At 49.3% G+C, this 24,047-nt stretch carries 18 protein-coding genes and 1 pseudogene; 6 read left to right on the forward strand and 13 right to left on the reverse strand.

Features of this window, described 5'->3' with window-relative positions:
* Both QZ292_RS01970 and QZ292_RS01975 read left to right on the forward strand, forming a co-directional pair.
* Window positions 1–866 (forward strand): annotated as a pseudogene (locus tag QZ292_RS01970) (site-specific integrase); the annotation flags it as partial.
* Window positions 867–868: 2 nt separating this feature from the next.
* Window positions 869–1,243: a hypothetical protein gene (locus QZ292_RS01975; protein WP_294597103.1), complete on the forward strand. Its 375-nt coding sequence runs from the start codon at window positions 869–871 to the stop codon at window positions 1,241–1,243.
* Window positions 1,244–1,570: 327 nt separating this feature from the next.
* Here QZ292_RS01975 and QZ292_RS01980 read toward each other — a convergent pair whose 3' ends face one another.
* The 7 genes from QZ292_RS01980 to QZ292_RS02010 form a co-directional block, all read right to left on the reverse strand.
* Window positions 1,571–1,876 (reverse strand): helix-turn-helix domain-containing protein, encoded by a 306-nt coding sequence (locus QZ292_RS01980; RefSeq protein ID WP_294597105.1) that lies wholly within the window; start codon window positions 1,874–1,876, stop codon window positions 1,571–1,573.
* 53 nt (window positions 1,877–1,929) lie between these two features.
* The gene (locus QZ292_RS01985; RefSeq protein WP_294597108.1) at window positions 1,930–2,241 is read right to left on the reverse strand and encodes a helix-turn-helix domain-containing protein; all 312 of its coding nucleotides are present in this window, start codon (window positions 2,239–2,241) and stop codon (window positions 1,930–1,932) included.
* A gap of 654 nt (window positions 2,242–2,895) precedes the next feature.
* Window positions 2,896–4,353, reverse strand: a complete 1,458-nt coding sequence (brxL, locus tag QZ292_RS01990; RefSeq protein WP_294597110.1) for a BREX system Lon protease-like protein BrxL — start codon at window positions 4,351–4,353, stop codon at window positions 2,896–2,898.
* An 11-nt stretch (window positions 4,354–4,364) separates the two neighbouring features.
* Complete coding sequence (gene pglZ / locus QZ292_RS01995; RefSeq protein WP_294597112.1) at window positions 4,365–6,776, reverse strand: BREX-4 system phosphatase PglZ; 2,412 nt, start codon at window positions 6,774–6,776, stop codon at window positions 4,365–4,367.
* Window positions 6,769–7,509 carry a hypothetical protein gene (locus tag QZ292_RS02000; protein WP_294597115.1) on the reverse strand — a complete coding sequence of 247 codons (741 nt, stop codon included), beginning with the start codon at window positions 7,507–7,509 and terminating at the stop codon, window positions 6,769–6,771. Before QZ292_RS02000 ends, pglZ begins: the two co-directional genes overlap by 8 nt.
* A gap of 66 nt (window positions 7,510–7,575) precedes the next feature.
* Window positions 7,576–10,278, reverse strand: a complete 2,703-nt coding sequence (locus tag QZ292_RS02005) for a hypothetical protein (protein ID WP_294597118.1) — start codon at window positions 10,276–10,278, stop codon at window positions 7,576–7,578.
* Window positions 10,279–10,323: 45 nt separating this feature from the next.
* Entirely contained in the window at window positions 10,324–12,831 is a 2,508-nt protein-coding gene (locus QZ292_RS02010) for a phosphoadenosine phosphosulfate reductase family protein (protein WP_294597120.1), read from the reverse strand.
* A 225-nt stretch (window positions 12,832–13,056) separates the two neighbouring features.
* Between QZ292_RS02010 and QZ292_RS02015 the strand changes: the two genes are divergently transcribed.
* The 3 genes from QZ292_RS02015 (at window position 13,057) to QZ292_RS02025 (ending at window position 14,912) form a co-directional block, all read left to right on the forward strand.
* On the forward strand, window positions 13,057–13,401 hold the full coding sequence (locus QZ292_RS02015) for a hypothetical protein (protein ID WP_294597123.1): 345 nt from the start codon (window positions 13,057–13,059) through the stop codon (window positions 13,399–13,401).
* A 590-nt stretch (window positions 13,402–13,991) separates the two neighbouring features.
* Entirely contained in the window at window positions 13,992–14,468 is a 477-nt protein-coding gene (locus QZ292_RS02020) for a hypothetical protein (protein WP_294597125.1), read from the forward strand.
* A gap of 297 nt (window positions 14,469–14,765) precedes the next feature.
* Complete coding sequence (locus tag QZ292_RS02025; RefSeq protein ID WP_294597128.1) at window positions 14,766–14,912, forward strand: hypothetical protein; 147 nt, start codon at window positions 14,766–14,768, stop codon at window positions 14,910–14,912.
* 75 nt (window positions 14,913–14,987) lie between these two features.
* Here QZ292_RS02025 and QZ292_RS02030 read toward each other — a convergent pair whose 3' ends face one another.
* Window positions 14,988–16,271: a DUF2851 family protein gene (locus QZ292_RS02030; protein WP_294597131.1), complete on the reverse strand. Its 1,284-nt coding sequence runs from the start codon at window positions 16,269–16,271 to the stop codon at window positions 14,988–14,990.
* A gap of 156 nt (window positions 16,272–16,427) precedes the next feature.
* Between QZ292_RS02030 and QZ292_RS02035 the strand changes: the two genes are divergently transcribed.
* Window positions 16,428–17,162 (forward strand): YebC/PmpR family DNA-binding transcriptional regulator, encoded by a 735-nt coding sequence (locus tag QZ292_RS02035; protein WP_294597134.1) that lies wholly within the window; start codon window positions 16,428–16,430, stop codon window positions 17,160–17,162.
* A 990-nt stretch (window positions 17,163–18,152) separates the two neighbouring features.
* Here the strand turns inward: QZ292_RS02035 and recR are convergent.
* The 5 genes from recR to QZ292_RS02060 all read right to left on the reverse strand — a co-directional run bounded on the left by recR (window position 18,153) and on the right by QZ292_RS02060 (window position 23,999).
* Window positions 18,153–18,749: a recombination mediator RecR gene (gene recR / locus QZ292_RS02040; protein WP_294597137.1), complete on the reverse strand. Its 597-nt coding sequence runs from the start codon at window positions 18,747–18,749 to the stop codon at window positions 18,153–18,155.
* 6 nt (window positions 18,750–18,755) lie between these two features.
* Complete coding sequence (locus tag QZ292_RS02045; protein ID WP_294597140.1) at window positions 18,756–19,673, reverse strand: tetratricopeptide repeat protein; 918 nt, start codon at window positions 19,671–19,673, stop codon at window positions 18,756–18,758.
* A 5-nt stretch (window positions 19,674–19,678) separates the two neighbouring features.
* Window positions 19,679–21,580 (reverse strand): BatD family protein, encoded by a 1,902-nt coding sequence (locus QZ292_RS02050; protein WP_294597143.1) that lies wholly within the window; start codon window positions 21,578–21,580, stop codon window positions 19,679–19,681.
* A gap of 69 nt (window positions 21,581–21,649) precedes the next feature.
* Entirely contained in the window at window positions 21,650–22,666 is a 1,017-nt protein-coding gene (locus QZ292_RS02055) for a VWA domain-containing protein (protein ID WP_294597147.1), read from the reverse strand.
* A 334-nt stretch (window positions 22,667–23,000) separates the two neighbouring features.
* Window positions 23,001–23,999 carry a VWA domain-containing protein gene (locus tag QZ292_RS02060; RefSeq protein ID WP_294597150.1) on the reverse strand — a complete coding sequence of 333 codons (999 nt, stop codon included), beginning with the start codon at window positions 23,997–23,999 and terminating at the stop codon, window positions 23,001–23,003.
* Window positions 24,000–24,047 lie beyond the last annotated feature (48 nt).

Genomic DNA, 24,047 nt, shown 5'->3' on the forward strand with positions numbered 1-24,047 from the left:
GCCGTGAACTTGTCGGAAAGGACTATGCCCTGATTACCGTCCGCCGTTATGAGAGTTGCAAGCGTTACCTTGCTGAACTTATCAAACTGAAATATGATAAGGAGGATTTGTCGCTGTCAGAGGTCAATGGTGAATTGGTACGTGCCTTTGAGTTCTACCTCAAAACGGAAAAGTCCTGTCAACAGAATACGGTTATCCGTTATATGAAGTGTCTGAAGAAGATAACAAACCTCGCGCTTGCTAACGAATGGATAACCAAAGACCCGTTTACGGGCATCAAGTTCCATGAGAAAGAGGTCATACGTGAGTTCCTTACAATGGATGAACTGCTTACCATCTATCACAAGGAGTTCCCACTGGAGCGCATCACCGTTGTTCGTGATGTTTTTATTTTCGCCGCCTTCACCGGCCTGGCTTTTATAGACGTGTAGCAACTGACCCCCGAACTCATCGTAGAGGATGCCTATGGCAACCTCTGGATTCGCAAGCCTCGCCAGAAAACAAAGAACATGTGCAACATCCCACTGCTTGACATCCCGATGGCCATTCTCCGTAAATACGCAACACATCCTACTTGCCAAAAGAAAAATGTGTTGCTACCTGTTCCCTGCAATCAGAAAATGAACAGTTATCTGAAAGAGATTGCTGATTTATGCATGATAAACAAGACCTTGACCACACATACGGCTCGGCATTCGTATGCAACCTCTGTCTGCCTCGCCAACGGTGTGAGCATTGAGAATGTGGCCAAGATGCTCGGTCACTCTAATATCAAGATGACCCAACACTATGCACGTGTATTGGATTCCTCCATCCTGCGCGATATGAATAATGTAAAGAACATGATGGCTAAAGTAATGGGATGAGTATGGAAAGAGGAATAATCACAATCAGTAAAAACGGAGTGGTGGGTGTTCCCTCTGCACCTATATGGATGACCCAATTCGAGATAGCCGACTTTTTCGGAGTATTTTCAAGTGTTGTTCGCAAGGCGATTCAGTCCATCTACAAGAACAAGGAACTGAACGAGGTTGAAACGCAGAAGTATATCAGGCAGACGGACGGCATCAGTTATGATGTTTACAACCTTGAAATGGTTGTCGCCGTTGCGTTCAGGATATGCAGCCGAGAAAGTATCCTGTTCAGAAAGTTTGTAGTAAATGAAATCTGCATCACCAAGAAAGAGGCTTCGATAACATTGTTTCTTTCCTGTGGCAGAAGAAGCAACCGATGGTATAATTGAGTTCATCCCGTCAGGCACTTGTTCCCGATGCTCGGATGCAAAGGTAGCGCATGGTTCAGATGGTAGCGACAAGGTCAAGCGGCAGAGCCGTTTCGAGCAGAATCTTCCTCCTGCGGAGCGTATTCAGCCCGAAAACCTGCCCCTGCCTGCCACACGCTTGCAAGGCATCCGGCAACCGGAAACAAGCGACTGACGGGAAATCTGAAGACAAGAAAAGGAACGGATTACAGGTGAAGCAGAATTTTGATACTTCATCCGTAAGTCGTTCTTTCGCAAATTATAGGGCAGACGGCAAACTGCGCTCCTTCAAGAAAATCAGATTTCCAATCAGATTACCCTCTGTCGGTAAGCGGAGCAGTAACCGTCATTCAACATCAGTTCGATGTCGGATTCACGGTAGAGGATTTTGCCACCCAACTGGATATAGGCAATCCGTCCTTCGTTGCGGTAGTCTTGAAGCGTTCTTCGGCTTACCTTCAGCCGTGCCGACACTTCCTTGTCAGTAACGAAACGCTTTCCACCCAATGTCGGGCGGTAGCTGGCGGTCAGACGCTCGCAGTTGTCCAGCAGACGGTCGAGGCTGCCCATGAAGTGGATTATCCACTCGTTGTCTTTGTTAATCAGTTCGTTCATATCACTTTGGATTTAGTGGGTATTGTTATTATAATTCGTTTATTGCACTGAGATTATATCGTCCTTCCCTTGAACTTGGCTTCCTTCCGTCTGTTCTCCACTACAGAAACGATACGTTGCACATCTTCGGGACGGTAATACGTCTTGTGGTTTATCTGCGAGTAGGTAAGCGTGCCGTTGTCCCGCAGGGTCTGTAACGTACGCGGACTGATGTTCAGCATCCGGCACACGTCCTGATTGTCCATCCACTTGCTCATTGTCTTTTCCCCGTGCCGACGGCAGATGGCATCCATGCGGCAGACGAAGCGGTCGAACTTGGCGACCATTGCCTCAAAGGTCTTTCTTTCGATTGATACGATTTCCATATACACTATTCCTTGCTGTTATTGTTTCATTTGCCGCAAAGGAATGGATAATCCGTTATCCGACAATGGATTTTCCAAGAGTGGCAGTATGTGGCACCGATATGGTAGTCATTGTCCGGGATGCTCTTATTCAGAAATCGCGTATTATGGGAAGATGAACAGTATTATTGCTTTGTCTGGTATTCACACAAACAAATCTTCATGTATCCGGCCCTTCAATGAGACACCATCATGATTAACCGAAGAATGACGACACAACATCATGAAATCGTTGAATCTATGCACCAATAGATATTCGATTTGGCCATTATTTCACAAATCAAGTATCGTATCCAGCATATACACAATAAAACAAATGATTCAAGCACAAGATACTCAAATCTGCGAAACAACAGGATTATAACATGGATTGGGTTATCTTCATCCAATCCGTCCCTTACGGATTCTTGTGTTCACTTGAACACAGCAAGGTATGTTTTTACGATTTAGATGAATCGGTATTATTCCTTAACCATTTTGCGGACATCAATCAGCGGTAGCATACTTTCTGCATTCGAATGACCGCACCTCCCATAGCGACCCACATAAAACAGCAACACCCCGGATTCGCCTGACGGTTTCGGAGTGTTGCTGTATTTTATATTAGAAACATATTTAGAAAAGTTCTTGTTCAACGCAGCCAAGATCTTTAATCCAAAAGTTGGGCATCGTAGTTTTGAACTCAGGGTCGATATAATGGCATTGTTCTTTGACAATGCTACGGCGACGGATTGCTGGCTGAAGGCAATACTGGTCAAACTCGTCAGTGTTTACCTTTGATGCTTCTGTCCAATGAGGGAAAAGAAGCTTCATGTAGCCGACAGCGATTCGCTTTACTGCGTTGAAATCACGGGTGTCGGCATTCTTATCATAACCGACAATTTGGTCGAATACGATGCCATAGATATTTTGGGTACGCAGTGCATGGAGAATTTCGGAGAAATACTCCACGTTGAGCGTCCATCCTGTGAAGATCATTCCCTTGTGGATGCGAGGAAGATGCCACCCCTCTATAAAGCAATGGAAACGGTCAAGTAGCGCCGACTCGCGGAAGTTTTGCGGAAGCGAGTCGAAATAGCGGTAATTGAGCGGTTGCCTATTGCTATTGAGTGGTATGTTACCCATCAGCATGAGGCCACACTCTGAAGTGAATTCATTATTGTCTATTGTAGTTTTGCCGGATTCAAGATATGACTTCAGAGCAGCTTGAATTTCTGCTGGTTCTTGGAATACGATTGTCTGTATCTCATCAAAGGCAGTGAAATCATGGTTCTTCATCATACCATTCTGCTGCTTCTGCTTGTCGTAGAAAAGTTTGGCACGGGTAACTTTACCTCCGCTCACAAGCCATCCGTATTTGGAAAGATTTCCAAATACATAGGATTTACCTGTACCCTTCGGAGCCAATTCAATCACATTAAGACGAGGCTCAATGAAGATGAGTAGACGGGTAAGAAACTCCAGCTTTTCTGTCTGCGACTCAAAACCATCTGCGTCATATTCCATAGCTGAGAGAAGCGTGTCTATCCATTCCTGGGTTGTAAATGCTTCACGGGCGTGCTTAAGATATTCAACGTCCACAGACTTATAAGGCTTGAACGGCTTATAGTCCACCATCTCAACGTGGTTTTTCTTGTCATCATCAGGAAGAAGAGCCAGTTTTATAATGCCCCATTTCTCTCCGTCGACAAGTTCGCCTTGATGAACTTTGTAGACATATTCCGGAATTTGACCTTCGCTTTGTTTGATACCCATGTCGGGAATAGCAAAGCGGCGAATACCTTTGACTAAATCGATATAAACAATGAAGCGAGCAAGGAGCGTCAGCTCCTCTCCGCAGTCAAGTTTGTCCTTAACCTCAGATTGGTTAATGGGAATGACCGAATCAAGAAAAGTGGTTAGCTTGACGCGGTCCACTGACCCGTCGGGCTGGATATAGCGTTTGAGCAGGAAGTCCTTCACGAAAGAGGGAAGGTTTCGACCTGCGAAAAGGCTACCAGTTGAATTCGGATCTTTATATATAGTCATCGCAGAAAACTGGTCGCGAATTTTTTGAGATAACTCGTTTGTCATAGTCGTAATTGTTAGAAGTCGAATAAGTCATCCTCCTTAGCACCAGTAGAAACTTTGATAGCAAAGCTACCGAAGGTTTCGCCGTTGATAAGAACGGTTGTCATATTGGCGGAGTCAGTTAAAGCGAGCTTTTCGCTTGTATAAGTATCGCCACCAAAGTTTGTAAGAGCATACTCTGCACCGTTATACCTGAGAGTCGGGACATCGACCGAAGATAAGCCACGTATCTCGAAGCTCAATACAGGGTTGGTATTGTCAACTTCATCATTTTTGATGTTGACTGTGAAGTTGCTCGCATTCTTATGGGGTGAAACAATGATTATGGGAACAAGAACTTCCTCGGGAGTTGCGCCGCCATGAGCGCCATGACCAGACGGGGTTTTGCTTGTAAGCGAAGCTTCGGTAAGTGAACAAATGGTTTTATTGTCGTCAAGAATAATATACTTGTCGTCGGCGACTGGAGTACCATTAGTCTTGACTGCTTTACGGCCTTCATGATCACTATCAATACCAGCAAGTGACATCACCATGCCATATTGAGCTGAATACGTTATGCCGTGGTCAGAGATGAAGGCTATTTTCTTGCCATTATACTCCTTCAATACTTTAGTTATTGCTTCCTCGACAATTTTAAGTTCATCAAGAATGTAACTCGGATATTGGCCGGTATACTTATGTGCGAAAGTGTCAAGGTCTCCAACCTTATTAAGTTTTGACCCTTCGGGTAGCAGTGATTCTAATTGAGACTTGTTAACCTCCGTAGTTGTTGGCAAGATAGCTGTGGCCACATGAACCTCATTGAGGTAAATGTTCTCTTGCTTGTATCGCTCGATGATATTGGCAATATACGGCACCCAATCTACGCCCAAGCCGTCTATCCAATAATAGACATCTATGTCTGAGCGATTGTGGAGGATGGTTCTGACGGTCTTGAAATTATCATGCCAGGCAGCAAACGCGGACGGTTTTTCGTTTTTCTCGTGAAGAAGATCGAGAATATTGTCTGCGTTGTTTGCAACCTTAGCCTGACGGTAAGAGTCAAAGTATTTGGCAATCCATTGGTTTGCTGCGGGCAAACCGATAGATAGTGGAGCAACGTAATGGTATAGCGGAGGAAAGATTCTTTCGAGGTCTTGTCGAGAAATCTGACCGCTGCCGTATGCTTTGACTATAGTTTCCTGTTCTGAGTGAGTGAAGGCTGTCATATAGCGGAGAGCCGCGAAGCGATCTTCCTGAGTGCCGCAGAGCATAGCACTGAGTTTTGCATTGAGTTTCTTCTCAGCAAAATCTGTTATCTTGATATTATGCGCAGCAGCCTCCTTTAATGCCTCACGCCGTTCGTTTATGTCGGCATCGCTGGCGTTGGTTTCAAGGATGTGGGTTGCTATGTTGCCAAATAGTTCTGCATTGCTGAGATTTTGGCAACAATCTAATACATCCCGAACATATCCACTAACAGAAGTCGACTTATAATATAAGGAGAGAAGCCATCGGTCAAACTGTCCTGTACAATCGAGCCAAACCTTTATAAAATCAAGGCCGTTTTGAATTTCAAATGCGCCGAAGTGCAGCTTGATAAAATCGTGGAATTTGAAAGATTCTGCATCGATACTATCTGCGAGTTGTTCCCAAAATGGAAGTTCGTCTAAGCGGAACTCAGGTGAGCCAAAATCAAGCCTAAGTCCTTTAATTAGAAAATCGTATGCGTTAGTGCATTCGATGTAATTAAAGGCATTGTCAGGTTGAGCATTTTTTGCTTTAAGTTGGATAGAGCGTGAAGTAGAAATTATATTAGATTTCACACCGCCGCCTTGCTTCCAAAGCTCTAACCAACTGCGGAAATCCTTAACAACAGAGTAATTTTGTTCAAGCCCAGTTACGTCATATGTGCTTGGAGTAATGATGAGCTTGTATATACCCTTATCTTCCTCTGATGGAGATTTATATTCCCATACAAAAGATTGAGCACTTTCCATAAGAGCACTCATTTTCCCCTGCATCCCGACAATGGGAATATAAATTCTCAGTTTGTTGCTCTGAGCATCTGCATCAGGTTGGTAGGTGCTAACAGTCTTTACCAAGGCATTGAATTCATCTGCTTTGTAAAAGCGAGCAAGTTCAGAGAACGGGAAGACCATATAGTTATTGGTCGGTTTCAGATTTATTTGTTCCCGTATCTTGTTGGAAAGTTCGGTATAGGTAGGTACGAGGTCATCATGGCCATCTTCAATGAGATTGGTTATCGAACAAGAATAGACCCAATCGGGACTATTGTTGACAAACTCATGAAAGTCCTCGAAGTTTTCAAACAGCACAAAGCGTACCGGGAAGCGGCTGCGGATAGTTGATTCCACACCTTCCCAGTTTCGGTCTTTTTCCATAAGTTGGAAAAGACTGTCAAGTGTATTGAAAACTTCAATCATTTTCTTCTCCGTTTATTACATTAAGTACAGCAACAAAATTGAGGTCAATCACCCTGTCAAGTATCTGTCTAAGTTCATCGGCACAGGTGATACTGTCAATCAGCTCGCGAGCCTTGACTTTCTTCTTTTGAAGGTTTGAAGCTGAAACATAAGACGGGGAGTTCGGCTCACCAGAATTTGGAGTGCTCGATGGTGCTGACGTCGGATATGCTGGTGTCGGAGGTGTGGAGGGCGTCGGGGGTATCGGTTGAGGTATGGAGGATGCTCTCCATACCAGCAACTGATGGTTAACTTCTTCCTCGCTCCAAAATCCCACTGTGCTTTGGAGGTTCTGACGGATAAAGGTCATTACTTCCTCCAGTTCTTCTGTCTGAAGTTTTACTACGGGTTCACTGAACAGGAAGTTCTCGAAACCATTTTGGAAGGCACCAGGTTTCTTGACGATGTCTTTGAAGTCCTGACGAAGATCGCCTATAAGCGCAAGTGTAGTCGTTCTGAGTTGAACGTTGCGTTGGTCTTTGTCCTCGCTGATGTCGACAAGATTAGTGATGAGTTGTTGCATCTTATCGTTCATCGTCAGCTTGGGAGGCATTTGAATGAATTCGTCGGTGAGATATTTTAGCGACCAAAGCGGATAGCCTATTTGCTCGATAAATACACCAGTAATGGCATATTTCGCATCATTTAGACTAGAAATGTCATTATACCCCGGGAGTTTATCAAGTTTGAACAAATTGATGAACTCTTTACAGAGTTTGCCTTCTTCCGGTGTTTGGAATTTGAAGCTGAGTTTAGAACCTTAGCCTTTATCCCAATATGAAATCAAAGCTGCAATACTTGCTGCAAGAGTATCTGCTGAAAGAGGTTTACCTACTTGGTCATATATTTTATTCACCCACGGACGGAAAGCGTATGCTAACGCGGCTGCCGAGGCATAGTTGGGCGACAGTCCATAAGGAGGCTGCGTCAATGCATCGAAACGCACAGTAAAGTCAAATAGTTCTGAGGTCTTTCCGTGACTGATGAAATTCTTGATAGTACTGTTTATAAAATCATAGACCTTTCTGAGCGGATGATTCTCAGACCCTGGTTTCCATTCAAGATTGTCCTCCACTGCATCCTGTAGGAGATACTGAACGGGGCGCATTACAGCGTTAAGGTTAAGAATCTCTTGCTTGTTAGTGCCGAAGATGAAACTGCGAATCATTTCCTTGGAGACCTGAGGTTTCCAGAAGGTCGCAGGTGATTTCTTGCGCAGAAAGTCTACAGCATCAGGGCCAGCGGTGAATATCTTCGGCGCAACTTCATCGTTAAGGGTAGAAGCTATATGCTTTGCAGAAGCCGGAATTTCCGTTCCATTGAAATAAATGGTGACATTACCACGCAAGGCTTCATCAATCCAGGTCTTAATTGTGCCAAAAGCATCCTTGCGATGTTTGTCAGCCTGGTCCATGAAATTGTGCTTACTTGCAGCTCCTGCGCTGGCCATATATTCTATGAACCGTCGGTAGTTGTTAGTTCCAAGGACTGTATCGAATACAATATATACAATGTCGCACAGTTCTTTGTCCTGCTCGATGTCGGCGTTCCATTTCTCGGTGTATGTACGAAGCTCCGCCAATTCACTATTGTCACGAGCTAAGAGAAGGGCAAGATAGAGGTCGCTTTTCTTTATTTCGCGCTTCTTTGTCTTGATACGGTTCTTGACTACTGACTCGTTTGTATCTTTGGAGAAGAAGTTAAACGAGACAGGACGGATAGTCATTTTGGTTGCTTTGCAGATGGCATCTTCTGCCGTTGTTCCGAGATTAAGAATCGCTGAAGTATATTGATAATCGCCGTTAGTCAGCTTTTCTTTAAGCTCCTCGACTTCGTGGCTTGGGAGAGCTGCGAACTGAACGGAGTAAAGTCCATCTGGAGAACGCTGGATAACACCATCATTGACCCATTCAAGTGCTGTATCAAGCGCAAGTTCATATTTAGTTCCTTCAAAGAGTGCCCGCAGATTTTCTTCCGATGGGACGACATTAGGGTCGGGACTCTCGTTTTTATTAGACGCGATGTTGTTGAAAGCGTTGAGCAAAAGCAGAGACTTGAATACTGCGAAGGCCGCATCTCCAGCATGTTCTGCGCGGTGTTGGAAGGTGTGAAAACGTTCAAGTACAACACCATAATTTAGCGGGTCTTCCTGAAGAGCCGAAAGAACGTGATCCCAAAGATAGTCCGCTGTGATAGTATCTCGGTTGGCATAGGCGATTTCGTCATCGAAAAAGTCTCGTATTGCTTGATTATCTCCAAGGAATTCAAATACAGAACGGCTTGAAGAACCTACGGTAGTTGCGTAGTATGTAGCGAGATTGGCAGTTCCTGGATGCAATGGGAACAGATTCAGAAGGTCTTTCCTTGTAGCTTCGTGGTCATTACTCTTGGCTGTATAACGAGTTATAAGGTCGGGGTGCTGAGCGAAGAATGTTTCGCGGTGAGCGTTATGCAACATCTCATCCTGAACCTCAAACTTGCGCGACATAATGGTAAATGCCGACACTGGTTCCATGTTATACTTCATGCGATGGTAGCGGCCATCTGTCTGCCTGGTCGTCTCCGCTCCAAGTTTATCAAAGGCTGAGGGGTGCGAGATAAGGAAAATGAAAGTGTCGTTTTCAGTATCAGCAAACCTCTGAGCTATTCCCTGCAATGCTTTTAGGATGGAGATGCCAACAGTGTCGTTCATGACATCGGTAAACTCATCCCACATTATTAGAAGACCAGTGAAGCCTGAATTGGTTTCGCGGAGTTTCTTCTGAACGTCTGCGAGCCAATTTTCAATACTTGCTTGGTCAATAATAATCATTATATTGGCTTCGCGCAAAGCTTCACGGCACTTCTTCAACGTACCCGAATCTTTGATAGCAAGCTTCTGAATGAGCATTGTTCGGTCGGAAACTGTCGATGCGAGTTCATCGTTTCGGGCGATGAGGTCATTCCAAATTATTTCGTTCTCCTTAATATGGGTAATCAGGCAATCATAGTCCGTATCTACTTCCAGTTCAATATCTTCGTTGTTAAGTGCTTCAACGACTCGTGTCTGGAGCAGCGGTGCCAATTCAGAGACATGCGTGAGGTTACAGAGCGAATTAAGTCTTATAGGCAAAAGACGTTTTGTTTGACGAATGTTATAGATACCGTTGCGCCAAAAATCGAATTTTGCCTCTTTGTATTCGTAGTTGACCCAATCGGTAATCGATTCAACAGGGTCTCCCAGTAAGTGCGAAATAACGGATGCGGCATGGCTTTTGCCGGTGCCGTAAGTACCGTTAATCCAAAAAGACTTGTGGGTGTCAATGTTGGTGCCTCTTACCGCATTGATAATAGTTTTGAATACATCGTTGAATTGCTGATTGGGGATAAAGGTTTCCCAATCTCGTTCCTTTTCTTGCTCTATATCATAAGCGCCTTTACCGGGGCGGATTTGTATGATGTCTGAGTATTTTGTCGCTGCCATGGAGATTTTGAAGTTGATTGGTAGTAGATAGAGGTAAGATAGCTCTTATTCAGTTACTTCCTGTAATGCCTGTAATGGACTTAAGTTTTCCACCAATGTAATGTGGTCAAGTCCCATGTTAAGTTCCGCAGTAAGAACTCGATTTGTTGAGACCGAGAGCGCGCGTAGGTTCTTAGAAAGCTCGTTCTTTGATATACCAAACTCTTTGTAAGTTCCCTGTGGTTCATTGGGATTATACAAATCCGATAGACGGAACATGGTGGTTTCTTTCTTCTCACCATATTTGTATAGCGAATAAACTATTCCCTCCAAAGAAACGCCATCATATATATTCCTTTTGAATACTTTACTTTTGCCGTTTTCGGATTCAAAAATTTGAAAATCAGTTCCTATTGGAGAATATTTGAAAACTTGCAGAAGAGCTTGTAGAGCATAGGAAATTGAACTTTTTGCAAATGCTCCATTATAGTATTCTTGGATTTTGCATTCAAGTTCTTCACGAGAAATCGCTTTGTCGACTTCGATTTCATTCTCAAACCAATTCATTAACGCATTGTTGTAACATAGGTTGATGTATATGATTTCCCAAACTAAATCGCGGAAGTCGGTGTATTTCTCACTGCAAAACTCTCCTAAAGGCGTCAACTTATTCTTGACGTCTATAAGTTCAGCGTCTTTTAACCAAGCCTTAAAACTCGGAACTTGCTTTACACCGAGAGAATTGTCATTCCAAAAGGAGTCGGGGTCACATAAAAACTCGTCAACCCAGGTTTCCTGAATACCAAAAGTCCCATAAGATGAGATTTTAGAGTTGTTATTTAGATTTCCCATTGTTGTAACTAAGGAGTCTGCTACAATACATCCATGCTGATGAAAATCTACGCATTTCAAACAGTGGATGCACTTCGTCGTGTCAATACTAATTTTAGGGTAAACGGATAATGCACCTGTTGGACACTCTATCTCACAAGCTTCGCAATTAATGCAGTATGCTGCTTTATGAGTTATCCTGCGGAGCATATACCGTAGCTTTATGTTATTCCCATCTTGAACCTTGAAAACATTCTTATTTCCTTTGCGCTCAATCTGGAATTTGAAAGTCTCTTTACCAAAGGTGAAGTATCCTTCTGCCTTGGTTTCAGTTTGTTTAATCTTGATGTCTCCAATTGTAGGGAGCCAAACTAATATATCCTTTTTCCCGTTGGTGGTTTCGCAAATAAACTCGTGATTGGAAGACTTTATTTGAACCAAAGTTTTATTACCAATGTTTGTTCCGCTTGACCTAAGTTTCCAATAGCGTTCTGAAATATATTCAAGTGCATTTGGAATTTTTCGTTCTCGAACTATGGCTTCTATTTTAGATAGGAACGGCTTTAACGCAATAGGATAAACTTTGTTTACAATCATATCATCCCACGGAGATCCAAAAGGACAGAAAATACATCCTACGCGAGGCTTACCAATTCGATACGCTTCATTGATAGGTAAATTGTGAAGCAATAAATACATAAATACTTCAGTAGTGTTCCAATCAAAAATAGGACGAGCATTGATGACAAAAGAGTGCTTAACCCCTTTACCTATACGATTATAACTGCTTCGGCGTACAGATTCTTCCATGCGCACTCCTTCAAAAGCAAGCACACGAGCCTGTTTGTTGCCCTCGACTTTGAGGGAACGGTAAAGGGGGGCTGTCTTCATCACGGAACAACACCAACGATGTGTGTCGCTGGGAGTGCCTATTTTGTCCCAGTAGTTGAGGACAGATTCGTGATTGTGTGTGGTAGAGAATTTTAGAGCCGGAAAACGCTCGTTATAAAATCGCTTGACATCTTCGTAGAGGTCAAGCGACGGTGGGAGTTCATAACCGGTATCGGAGTATATAACCTCGAACTCTGTGGGTGGAATGGCGCGGGTTACAAGGTCGAGCACAACCTGCGAGTCTTTGCCGCCAGAGAAAGAGGCAATAAAACGGTCGATGCGCGTTAAAAGCAGAACACGCTTGCCTTCTTCCTTAGCAACGTCAAGGGGAACGACATCGAAACTGTCGCAGTCTTCTTTGACTACGGCCATTTTCTGCTTAGTCTTCTTTTCTACCTTAGCAGCCAAAGCTTCAAAGTCGATGCCTTGGTTAGCCTTGATAGCATCGTGAGCCTTGTTGACACCGGCATAAGCGACGTAAGTGTCACGAATGAATGCGATGGCCTCACTTTCGATGAGAAACATCGGATCGGAATTACGACGGAGCATTTCTTCTACATCAACAGGCTGCAACTCCATCGGTTTAACATTAGAGGCCCAAACAACAGTGGGGGCCTCGTAGATATTGGCACCCTTAACTTCAAACAGCATCTGGCCTTTATACCAGTATTGCTTATTGACAGCCCACATAATGGGTTCTTTGCAACGTGGATATTTCCAGCCGGACTTGTCAAGTCCAATCAAATCAAGTTCTTCAAACCAAACAGGACGTGGAGACACGCCCAAGACATCAGTCGTCTCGGAAGTCAGGAGCACACCTCCAGTTTCTATGTCCCATTTAATTCTGTGCATCTGTGATTATAATTATTTTTTTGATGAGGTAAAACATCGCAGAAATTAATGCAAAGTTACGGAAAAAATCGGGGGTCTAAATAGCTTTTCTCAAAAAAACATGTCGTTACGAAGCACTATTCATCGCACAAATAGCATATTTACAGAAGAATGCAGTGACTTATCATCAATAAATCGATAAAATTCACTACCTTTGCTTCAAGAAATCAATCACTTCCACATAAGATGACAGAAGAAACCAAAATAATACTCTATCAGGATAATGACGAGATAACTCGCGTATCCGTGCGCTTTGCTGATGAAGACTTATGGCTGACACAAAATCAGTTGGTAGAAATATACCAAACAAGTAAATCAAATGTAAGCGAGCATATTAAGCATATCTTTGAAGATGGAGAACTTAATAGGAATGTGGTTGTTCGGAATTTCCGAATAACCACTCAGCATGGAGCAATAGAAGGGAAAACACAATCACGAGATGTTGCTCACTACAACCTTGATATGGTTATAGCCTTGGGCTATCATATGCAGTCTCAGGTGGCACCACTCACAAAATCGCTAATAATCTAACCTGTAGATTATTAGCGATTTTTCATTCAATCCAAATCGGCAGAGTTACCTATAATAGCAGCATTCTGAACTCAACTAAACGGTACTCAACTAACCAGAATGAATCGAAACTGGATTCTTTAACATTTTATACGCTTAGTATTTTAGACCAAAATGTATCGCAAGGAAATTAAGGCTTATGCTCAAGAAATTAACCGACAAAGGATGTCTGTTATTAGTAAGAATAAACATAAGTACTCGAAATTTTGGGATTATCCAGCATGCATATCTATATGTTACGGACTTAATAAGAAGAAGAGAAAGAGGAAAGGTTTTGCGAAAGGCTATTCTCATCGACCCGAGGGTACACGGTGGGCTACACCATTAGAACGTAAATTATCATCTATCGGGTCGATAGGACATCCTACAAAATATTGTGATAATATTTTAGGCAACTGCGCTGAACAACACTCAGCTAACAATTATATGAATCAATATCACGAACTCTGCTTATCCAATCTATATTTTTCACCTACAATTAGACCAAGAACAGGACAAGTTATAGACGCTTGTAGCAATTGCAAATACATATTCCCCAATATATAATAGTTATGGCACAATACCCTGAATCATATCTTCTCTCAAAAGACATAGATTGGTTTTTCAAAATTAACAACCAATATATTCATGTTGCGTCAGCCGGAGGAAGACTTCCTGCAATTATTAATGACAGAGAAAAACTTAGACAAATTCAATATCAGGTCTATAATTCGCCATATATTTTTTCAGCAGAGGATATACGCATCAATCAAGACTTCATTAGACAACTATTATCTCCGCAACTTAATGATGATCCTCAATTATATGACACCTATGTCGAATCCTTTATCAACTTCGATAGAAAAGGATTTATATCATGTGATAGGACTGATATTAAAAACGATACGAGTGACACCTACCATGTTGTTTGTGTACCACCATCATTTGACAGGGGCTTACAGATTGAGAATATACCCATAATTACAAATCCGAATTGCCAACTTGACATTAATTCGACTGACATTAAATTCTTAGAAATAGTTAAGTAATCAGCATACTTTACATAACCATGCAACTATGTAAACATAGACAATTCCAATTGAATAACTTCAAAATCAGACGTTCACATAAAAATGTAGACGCTTTTTTGTGCTAAAAAAACTGGTTTTCGTGGCTTTTGACACCCAAAATTAAACCGGGAGTTAAACCAAGCCTCACACCACACAAAATCGGCCTGATAACATAAATTATCAGACCGATTTTATCTCGAGAAAAAATTGCGGTCGCATATTTCCTCCGCCCCGGGCTTCCGCGACGCAGGACACAACCAACATAATGGAGCACTGATGGTTGTCGGCAACTACGGGTACAGTTGGTCGGCTGCGTTTAACGACACCTGTGCCATGAGTTTGGCATTCCACACGACGGTGCTCAAGCTCAGCAGTGCGAATCCTCGCGCCTGCGGTTTTCAGTTGCGTTGCCTCTCGGAATAAACGGAAGAGGCGCACGCGGTGCGCAAAAGGCCGGAATGATCCGAACACTCCTCGACACAACTATCACCCTCTCACTTAACGCCCACTCCCGTTCAGCCCGCGCCACAGGCGAACCGCCCGCAGAACTCCGACCGGACACTCCGCACAGCGGCTCCGGGCACAATATTCCGTGCTCAACTGGATCAGGGCCTGCGAATCCGACGCACTCCGCGGCGTAAACACCGAAGACCAGGCCCGGGTATAGCGGTTCGACTCCGGCGCCACCTCGTCGTAAAGCGCCAGCGCCCGCTCCTGCAATCCCGTATCGCGGTTCGCACGCCCCAGAGCCGTCAGAAGCGGAATCACAAAGTTGATGATCCGCAAGTCCACCTTCTGAGCGCTCATCCCCGCCCGAGCCTCTCCGAAAAGTTCGCGCAATGCCGGCATCCCCTGCTGCGCCGCCTCCCGCACCCGTTCCGAGAGCTGTGTCTCCCGCGCCAGCAGCGCCGCCGCACGCAGCAGCATCGTCGACGGCAGCGACACCGGCCGGACTCCCGCTCCGGCCCACGACACGACCGGGCGCCGGAGCCCGTACTCCTTTTTGAGCGACAGATAAATATCCTGCCACTGCCGGACAGCCGGATCGGCCTCGAACACCCCGTTCAGATAGCCCGACTGTCCCAACAGCAACGCCTCGGCCTGCCGCACGTCTCCTCCGCAGCGGACGAAACAACGCAGGGGAATCGATCGCGCCAAAGCCTCGTACGAGCGTTTCTGATCGCCCATCCCCAGCGAACGCAGGTAACAGACATATGCCGTCTCGTCCCAATCGCCTCCCACGGCTGTCCGCAGCCGTTCGATCTCGGCCGTCTTGCGCCGCAACCGATCCGCCAGCAGCCGCGACACGATCTGTCCCTGTTCCACCCCGGCCAGACGGCCGAAAAACTCGGCACACACTCCTCCCCCACCCGCTGCGGCCGTTTCGAGCGAATCGGCGTACCACCCGTTCAGCTCCTCCGACGGTTGCAGCACAAGGGTCGTCACCTCCCGACCGCCCCGCACCAGGATACGGTCGCGATCGCCCACCACGTGGAAAGCCACGCCGTCGAAGGCCGGATCGGTCATCCGGCCCTCGTCGCGCCACTGCGAAGCACGGCTATCCACCCGCACCGCCCCGTACAACGTCGTCGGGCCGACCCGAACGGCGGCCTGTACGAAATCGGGCAGCGGGGTATCGGCCTCGGCGGCCGGTTCGGGCGCATACCCGGGATGTTCGACCATCGGTTCTCCGTCCGCTGCGGAGAGCGTCAACTGGTCGTCGCGGAAGAGGCGATGACCCCACACCAGTGCCAACAGGCCTCGTTTTTGATTCTCGGTCATAAATTCATCGTTTCGATCAAACCCTCGCCGCTGCTCCCGAACGGGATCCGTTCCTCAAAGGTAGCATTTCGGAACGAAAGTCCCGCTTTCTTTTTCGCCGGAAATCCCCTATATTTGCGGCACGAAAAACACACAGTATCACCGAAATTCGATATTATGGGAAGAGCTTTTGAATTCCGCAAGGCGCGCAAACTCAAACGCTGGGGCAATATGGCCAAGACATTCACCCGGCTGGGCAAGGAGATCGTCATCGCCGTGAAGGCCGGCGGGCCGGATCCGGGATCGAATCCGCGGCTGAGGATGCTGATCCAGACGGCGAAGTCGGAAAACATGCCGAAAGACAACATCGAACGGGCTATCAAACGGGCGATTTCGAAAGATACGGACACGGACTACAAAGAGATCCAATATGACGGATACGGGCCTTTCGGCATCGCGATCGTGGTGGAAGCGGCGACGAACAACAACACGCGGACGGTAGCCAACGTGCGGAGCTACTTCAACAAGGCGGGCGGTTCGTTAGGGACGACGGGGAGTCTGGATTTCATGTTCGAGCGCAAGTCGGTGTTCAAGATCAAGGCACCGCAGGAGTTGGATATGGACGAGTTCGAGTTGGAGATGATCGACTACGGGGTGGACGAAGTTTTCGCGGAAGAGAACGAGGAGGGGGTGCAGGAGATCGTGATGTACGGGGCGTACGATGCGTTCAGCAAGATTCAGAACTATTTGGAAGAGAAGGGGTACGAAATCCTGAGCGGGGAATTCGAACGGATTCCGACGGATCAGAAAGAGGTGACGGCAGAACAGCGGGAGTCGATCGAGAAGCTGCTCGAAAAGTTCGAGGAGGACGAGGATGTGCAGCGGGTGTACCACAACATGAAGGAGGAATAGTCCTCTCTCACGCCTCTTTTTTCAACGAGAATGGGCTTGTATCTTTTACCGAAAGATGCAAGCCCATTCTCGTTTTTTAGAGATAAACCCCGCCCCGGGTGACCGTCTTCACAACTCGGGCGCACTGTTCTACATCGGTAATTATGGTTTTAGCTATTCGTCATCGGAGCTCGGCAATAACGGGATGTTCTTGTGTTTCAACATGACAAGCCTTAATCCCAGCGACGCGACACGCCGGGCCTACGGTCTTCAGTTGCGTTGCCTCTCGGAATAAACAGAAGACTCGCTTGATTGAGAACTTCGAACCCGGGCTTGGACTTGAAGTACTTCAAAGATTTTGCGCCCCGTCAGGGGCGCGCGGGCCGGAGCCACCCCAGGCGTAGGCCTGCAACTCGACGGAGCTCGTTGGGCCCACGCTGGCTCCGGCCCGCACAGCAGGTGCCGCCCAATTCTCCGATCTATTCGGCCTGTCGCCCATCCCCCCGAGCGGCAAAGCCGCTGGGCGACAGGGCCGGCGACCCAATGGGTCGCAAGAGTTCTGCTCAATTCTTTGCCGTTTCGGGCTGCGCGCTCCCCGGGTGGGCCGAAAGCTCGGCGCGCAAGCCCGGCGATTCTGCGAATCGCGCTACTCGCTCTCAGCCCCGTGTCCGCCTCACTGCGGCTCCGCTGTCGCTCCGCCGCGTTTCGCGCGCCAGGCGATTCAACTGTTTCGGCGATAAACCGAAACAGTTGAATCGCCTCCTAAGGCGTCGGCGCGCGGTGCCTTCGGGCACTCCGAAATGGCAGCCTCTACCCCAACTGGACGGGACTGCCCTGCGCGGGCGGCGGCCGAGTGACCTCGGCGGGACGGAGCGATACTGCGCGTATCGCTTACCGGTTTGCTTTACCCCGTTCTCTATCCGCACGTCTCAGGGCAAAACTCAACGTTTCGCGGCGGCAGTCATAACCCCAAACTCTATGAAAACGATTCTGACGTCACCGAACCGGCAACTATTTGGACAATGCCTGCCGATTTTTCAAAGCATGGGTGATGGTCAGTTCGTCGGCATATTCGAGCTCGTCGCCGAAACCGATACCGCGCGAAATGACGGAAACCGTCACGCCCAAAGGCTGTAACTTCTTGGTCAGATAATACGACGTCGTTTCGCCCTCGATCGTCGTCCCGAGGGCGAGAATCACCTCTTTCACCCCCAACCGCGTTACGTTATCGAGCAGAAGATCGACATGCAGATCCGACGGCGAAATCCCCTGAATCGGAGAGATCACCCCCCCCAGAACATGATACAAACCGTTATACTGCCGCGTATTTTCGATCGAAATCAGATCGCCGACCTGCTCCACGACACAGATGGTCGTCCGGTCGCGCTTCGGATCGGTGCAGATCGGACAAAGCTCCTCGTCGGAGAGGTTCCGGCACTGGCGGCACCAGCAGATGTCGCGACGGAACTGATAGATGGCCCCCGCAAAAAGATCGACATCGGCCACCTCCTGCTTCAACAGATGCAAAGCCAGACGCAGAGCCGTACGACGACCCACGCCCGGCAATTTGGAGAGCTCTCCGACGACGTTTTCGAGTAATTTGGACACCGCGCACTACTCCTCATCCGCTTGCGACCGATGAGCGCCGGCCGCCGGATCGACCGCCTCGATAGCGTCCGAAGCGATCCACCCCTTATTTCCATCCGACAGAACGATCTCCGTCCAACCGTCCAGCGTCTCCTGCATCCGCACCTTCGTCCCCTCGTGCAGCACAAAAAGATCCTTACCGCCCGCCCCCGGCGAACTCTTGACCGGTGCAACGAGATTCATCACCACCGCTTCGCGGTTATGCAACAGCCGATTGCGTTGAAAGTTGGCATAGAACAACGACAGGAAGCAGAGAATCAACGCCGTCACCGCCCCGTAAAAGCCGAACTTCCGCCCCCGCAGCGTGCCCGCCAGCAGCCAAAGGATTACGGCTGCAAACGTTAGCCCCAGAAAAACCAGGCTGAGCACCGCCCAGGTGTTCGACCCGAGCATCAGCCCCAACTGCCGCAGCCAGCTTTTGAGAAAAAACTCGGGAACGGTATCGATTTTGTCCACGATGCGGGCATGAGCCAAGGCCAGGTTGTACTCCGTATCCTCGTCGGTCGGATCGAGCAGCAGCGCACGATTGTAGTTCAGAATCGCCTTGCCCATCCGCCCCTGTTTGAACCAGCTGTTGCCGAGATTGTAATAGAGTTTGACGCTATGCACGCCCCGCCCCAGCAGCGTTTCGTAAAGTTCCACCGCCTGCCGGTAGCTGCCGTTGCTGTAAGCGGCATTGGCCCGGGCCCACAGCGAGTCGGACGGTGCAGGTTCCCCTTCTTCCCCCTTTAAAACAGCGGTATCTGACGCCACGGCTGTCGACAGGAACGAGGTATCCTCCGCAATCTCCTGTCCCGCCGCCACGACCGTACTGACGGCCCCGAGACTCAGCCACAAGACCGCCCCGCACCAAAAAGAAACACGGAATCTATTTATCGTCTTCATACGGATCATATTTTGGATTCGAACCGCCCGATCCAGTCGAGAGCGGCCTGATAAGCCTTGTCCATCTGCACCCCGCCCGCCGGAGCATACTGCGCGAATTCGCATTCCGAAATCAGATTCAGGAACTCGCGGGCCTCTTCGTCCGAAATCCCGCGCTCGACAACCAGCACGTGCCGGACGCGGTCTTTAGTCAGATCGGCTACCGAAATGGCCAGCTTATCGCTCATATATCCCCACAAGGCGCGCAGCATCTCCTCGAAAAACGGACTCTCTTTCCCCGCGGCGAGATAAGCCTTGGCCCGTTTCAGCCGCCGCAGAGCCACTTTGTCGGCTTTCCGGGTCTTCACCCGTACGATATCGGCGCGTTCGCGAATCCGGCGCTGCAGGTAGAACAGCAGTCCGGCAAACAACAAAGCCAACGCTATCGCGGCGAGGAACCAGCCCCACGACCACAGGAAAGCGCGCCCCTGTCGCACGAGGTGCGGATCGCCCATCCGGATGAACCGGATGTCGGAGCCGAGGAGTTTCAAGTCCTCTTTCGTCACGCCGGAGACCATTCCGAGTCCGGAGCCCGAGCCTCCCTCGCCGCGGACGATCTCGACATGAAACGCATCGGTGGTCAGCCGGTCATACCGTCCGGCCACCGGATCGAAATAGGAGAATCCCACGGCCGGTATCTCATACGTCCCTTCGGCACGCGCGATAAACGGATACTCGTATGTCCGCTCGCCCGTCGTCCCGCGCGGGGTATTGACCAGCCGTTCGGTCATCTTCGTGTCGAACTGTTCGAAGGCCACCGGAAGCTCGATCCGCGGCGCTTCGATCAGCGGGAAGTTCCCCGTCCCGTTCAGCCGCAGCGAGATCGAACCGGCACTGTGGGCCGGAAAGCGGTCGCCGGAGATGACGCCGGTCAGCTGGAACTGTCCCACCGCTCCGTTGAAGTCGGACGGCTGGGGCTGGGGCAACTCTTTGACCCGGATCCGCACGACGGGCGTGGAGAGCCGCGTCGGCACCTCCTTGACTTGCGCCGCGCCGCCGAAAAAGAGGTCGTAAGGCGAACCGGTCGAAGGCATCTGGGTCACGAGCCGGGCCACTGCCGTCAGCTGGGTCTGTTCGATCTCGATCGTGCCGGTGCGCTGCGGATAAAGCAGCCAGCGGCGAAGCACCTGCGACAGATAGACTTTGCCTCCGACCGTCACCCGCTCTCCGCCCTGCGCGCTGACGTCCATCTCCTGGGCCCAGAATCCATTGAGGGCCGGATATTTGATCTGCTGGAGTCCGGCGATTTCGACCTGAGTATAAATCCGCAGGGTAGCCACCAGCGCCTCTCCCTTATAGACGTCGTTCTTGCTGACCTCCATCCGCAGCAGCACGTCATCGGCCGCAACGGTCGTCTTCGGGGCGGAAGAGGTGGTTTCTCCTGCCGCACCGCCGCTGCCCGAAGGTTTCCCGCCTCCGGACGCACCGTTGTCGAGGCTTTCGATCACGGTGGATTTCGCGGTATACCGTTTATTCCCGACGGTCAGCGTAGCGGCAGGCAGGGTGATCTTCCCGGCCCGCGTAGCCCGCACCCAATAGGTGTAGGTATGGGTCTGCCGGCTCTCCGACACGCCGCCCATGTTGCTCATAAAAACTCCGGTCGCCCGCACCGGCCCGGAGAGAATTTCGATTCCATCGGGCATGGTCGGCGGCGCGAACTGCGCGCCGTTCAGGTCGCCGGTGGTCGAAGCGGAGTATTCGATCTGGAACTGCTGGCCGTTCGCGACGGTCAGCGGGGCTTGTATCTCGAACTCCACCTCCTGGGCCGAGACGCTCCACAGGCAGAGGCCGGCCATCCAGACGGCCAGCACGGTCGTGCGAAACCGCCGCAACCGGCGCACACGGGTATCGGGTTTGATTCTATTCATAACGGTCTGCACAAAATTACGTTTTTGCATCGACTTCCGACCGGTCGTCGTCGTTTTCTCGATGCGGTCTCAGGATTTGAAGATCGAAATCCGGGACAACCATCGGTTTTTCCGGTCGATCATCGCAAATTCGAGGAGCAGGAGCACCAGCGCACAGGCCAACAGGTAGTGGAACTGGTCGTTGTACTCGGAAAAGGCCATGGAGGAGAACTCCTTTTTCTCCATCCGGTCGATCTGTTTGAGAATCTCGTCGAGACCGATCTGCATGTCGGTCGCACGGACATAGCTGCCGCCGGTCAGTACGGCAATCTGCTGCAGGGTCTGCTCGTCGAGTTTCGAGACGACCATCTGTCCGTTTTCGTCCTTAATGGTCTCGCCGCCGATGGTGATCGGCGCTCCCTCGGGTGTCCCGATCCCGACGGTGTAGACCACCACGCCCTGTTCCTTGGCCATCTGAGCGGCGGCAATCGGATCGTCGTCGTGGCTCTCGCCGTCGGTGATCAGAATGATGGCGCGGCTCTGACGGCTCTGGTCGGAAAACGACCGGGTCGCGACTTCCAGGGCGCGGGCCACGGAGGTACCCTGAACGGGCACCATATTCGGATTCAGACCGTTCACGAAACTCTTGGCGGAAATATAATCGGAGGTAATGGGCAGCTGAATATAGGCGTCGCCGGCAAACACGACCATCCCGACGCGATCTTTGTCGAGCTGTTCGATCAGCCGGTTCACGGCGTTCTTGGTGCGCTCCAGCCGGCTGGGGGCGAAGTCTTCGGCCAGCATACTGTTCGAAACATCGACGGCAAGCATGATTTCGACACCTTTCCGGGTCACTTCGTGCAGTTTGGCGCCGAACTGGGGCTGTCCCAGTGCCAAAACCATCAGAAGCAGTGCCACGGCGCTAAGGATAAATTTGTTCCTCACGCGCTTGGGCGATGCTTCGGGCATCAGCTGCCGAATGGTCTCGGGATCGCCGAAACGGGCCAGCCGCCGGTTCCGGGCTCGACGATACCACTCATATACGGCGATAACGACTGGCACCAATATCAATAGCCACAAATATTCGGGCTGTGCAAATCTGAACATATCCTAAATTTATAATCCTTTCCTTTATCTGTATTTGCCCGGGAGGGTACTGTTCTTTCTGTGAACAGAAAGAACCAAAGAAACTTTAGAGGATGCTGACGCATCCTAAAGCTACCGGCGGCCCAACCCTCGGACTTTCTTTGGGCCGGGAGTTGTAGCGCGCTTAATGCAATCATAACCTTTGGCGCGCTACAACCCCGACCCAAAAGACTCTCGAAGACTGAGGATTGCGGAGCCTAAGGAGTAGCGTAGCTATCTAAAAGTTTTTGGTGCCGCTTTTTACAAAAAGCGGCAGTTCCAGCCGGGTAGACACGGATAAAAGAACGGTTAAAAGTTACGGTATCTGGCGGAGGAAGAGGTAGCGGCAGAGGAGTTCGATCACCAGCAAGGCGATCGCCAGGAGAAGCCATCCGTGGTATACCTCGCTGTACTTGACGAAATTTTCGACCTCGACCTGCGTTTTTTCCAACCGGTCGATTTCGGCATAAATCTCAGCCAGTTTGGTATTATCCGTCGCCCGGAAATAACGTCCTCCCGTCTGTTCGGCGATCTGCCGCAGGATCTCCTCGTCGATCTCGACCTTGGCCTGTACGAACGATATCCCGCCCCATTCGTTCAATGTCGGTGTCGGCGCCACTCCTTCGCTGCCGATCCCTACGGCATAGATCCGGATGCCGTAGTCCGCCGCGATCTGCGCCGCCGTCATCGGGTCGATCTGACCACTGTTGTTCACCCCGTCCGTCAGCAGGATGATCACCTTGCTCGGCGAATCGCTCTCTTTCAGGCGGTTGACCGCCGTCGCCAGCCCGTTCCCGATGGCCGTCCCGTCGGCAATCATTCCGATCTGGATCTGGTTCATGAGGTTCACCAGCGAGACGTGGTCGGTCGTGATCGGCGACTGAGTGAACGCTTCGCCGGCAAACACGACCAGTCCGATCCGATCCGTAGGCCGTCCGAGAATAAATTTCGACCCGATATCTTTGGCTGCCGAGAGCCGGTCGGGCTGGAAGTCGCGGGCCAGCATCGATCCCGAGATGTCGAGCGCCATGACGATATCGATCCCTTCGGCATTGATGTTCTGGCGATCTTCGGCCGCCTGAGGCCGGGCCATGGCGAAGATCACGAGGGCCACCACCGCGCACCGCAGTACGAACGGCGTGTGTCTCAGCCAGTAGCGATAGGTATGCCTCAGCCTCTCGACGCCGCGCACGGTGGAGAGCCGAATGGCCGCCCGCCCCTGGAGCGTGCGATAGACGTAATAGGCCGCCATCGGCACCAGCACGAGCAACAGCCACAGGATGCGGGGATTTTCGAATCTTACTATATCGAACATACAGCGTTCCGTATCTGTCGTTTTATCAATAAATTATCACTCCTCGAA

This window comes from uncultured Rikenella sp. (assembly GCF_910577125.1).
Classification (GTDB): Bacteria; Bacteroidota; Bacteroidia; order Bacteroidales; family Rikenellaceae; genus Rikenella.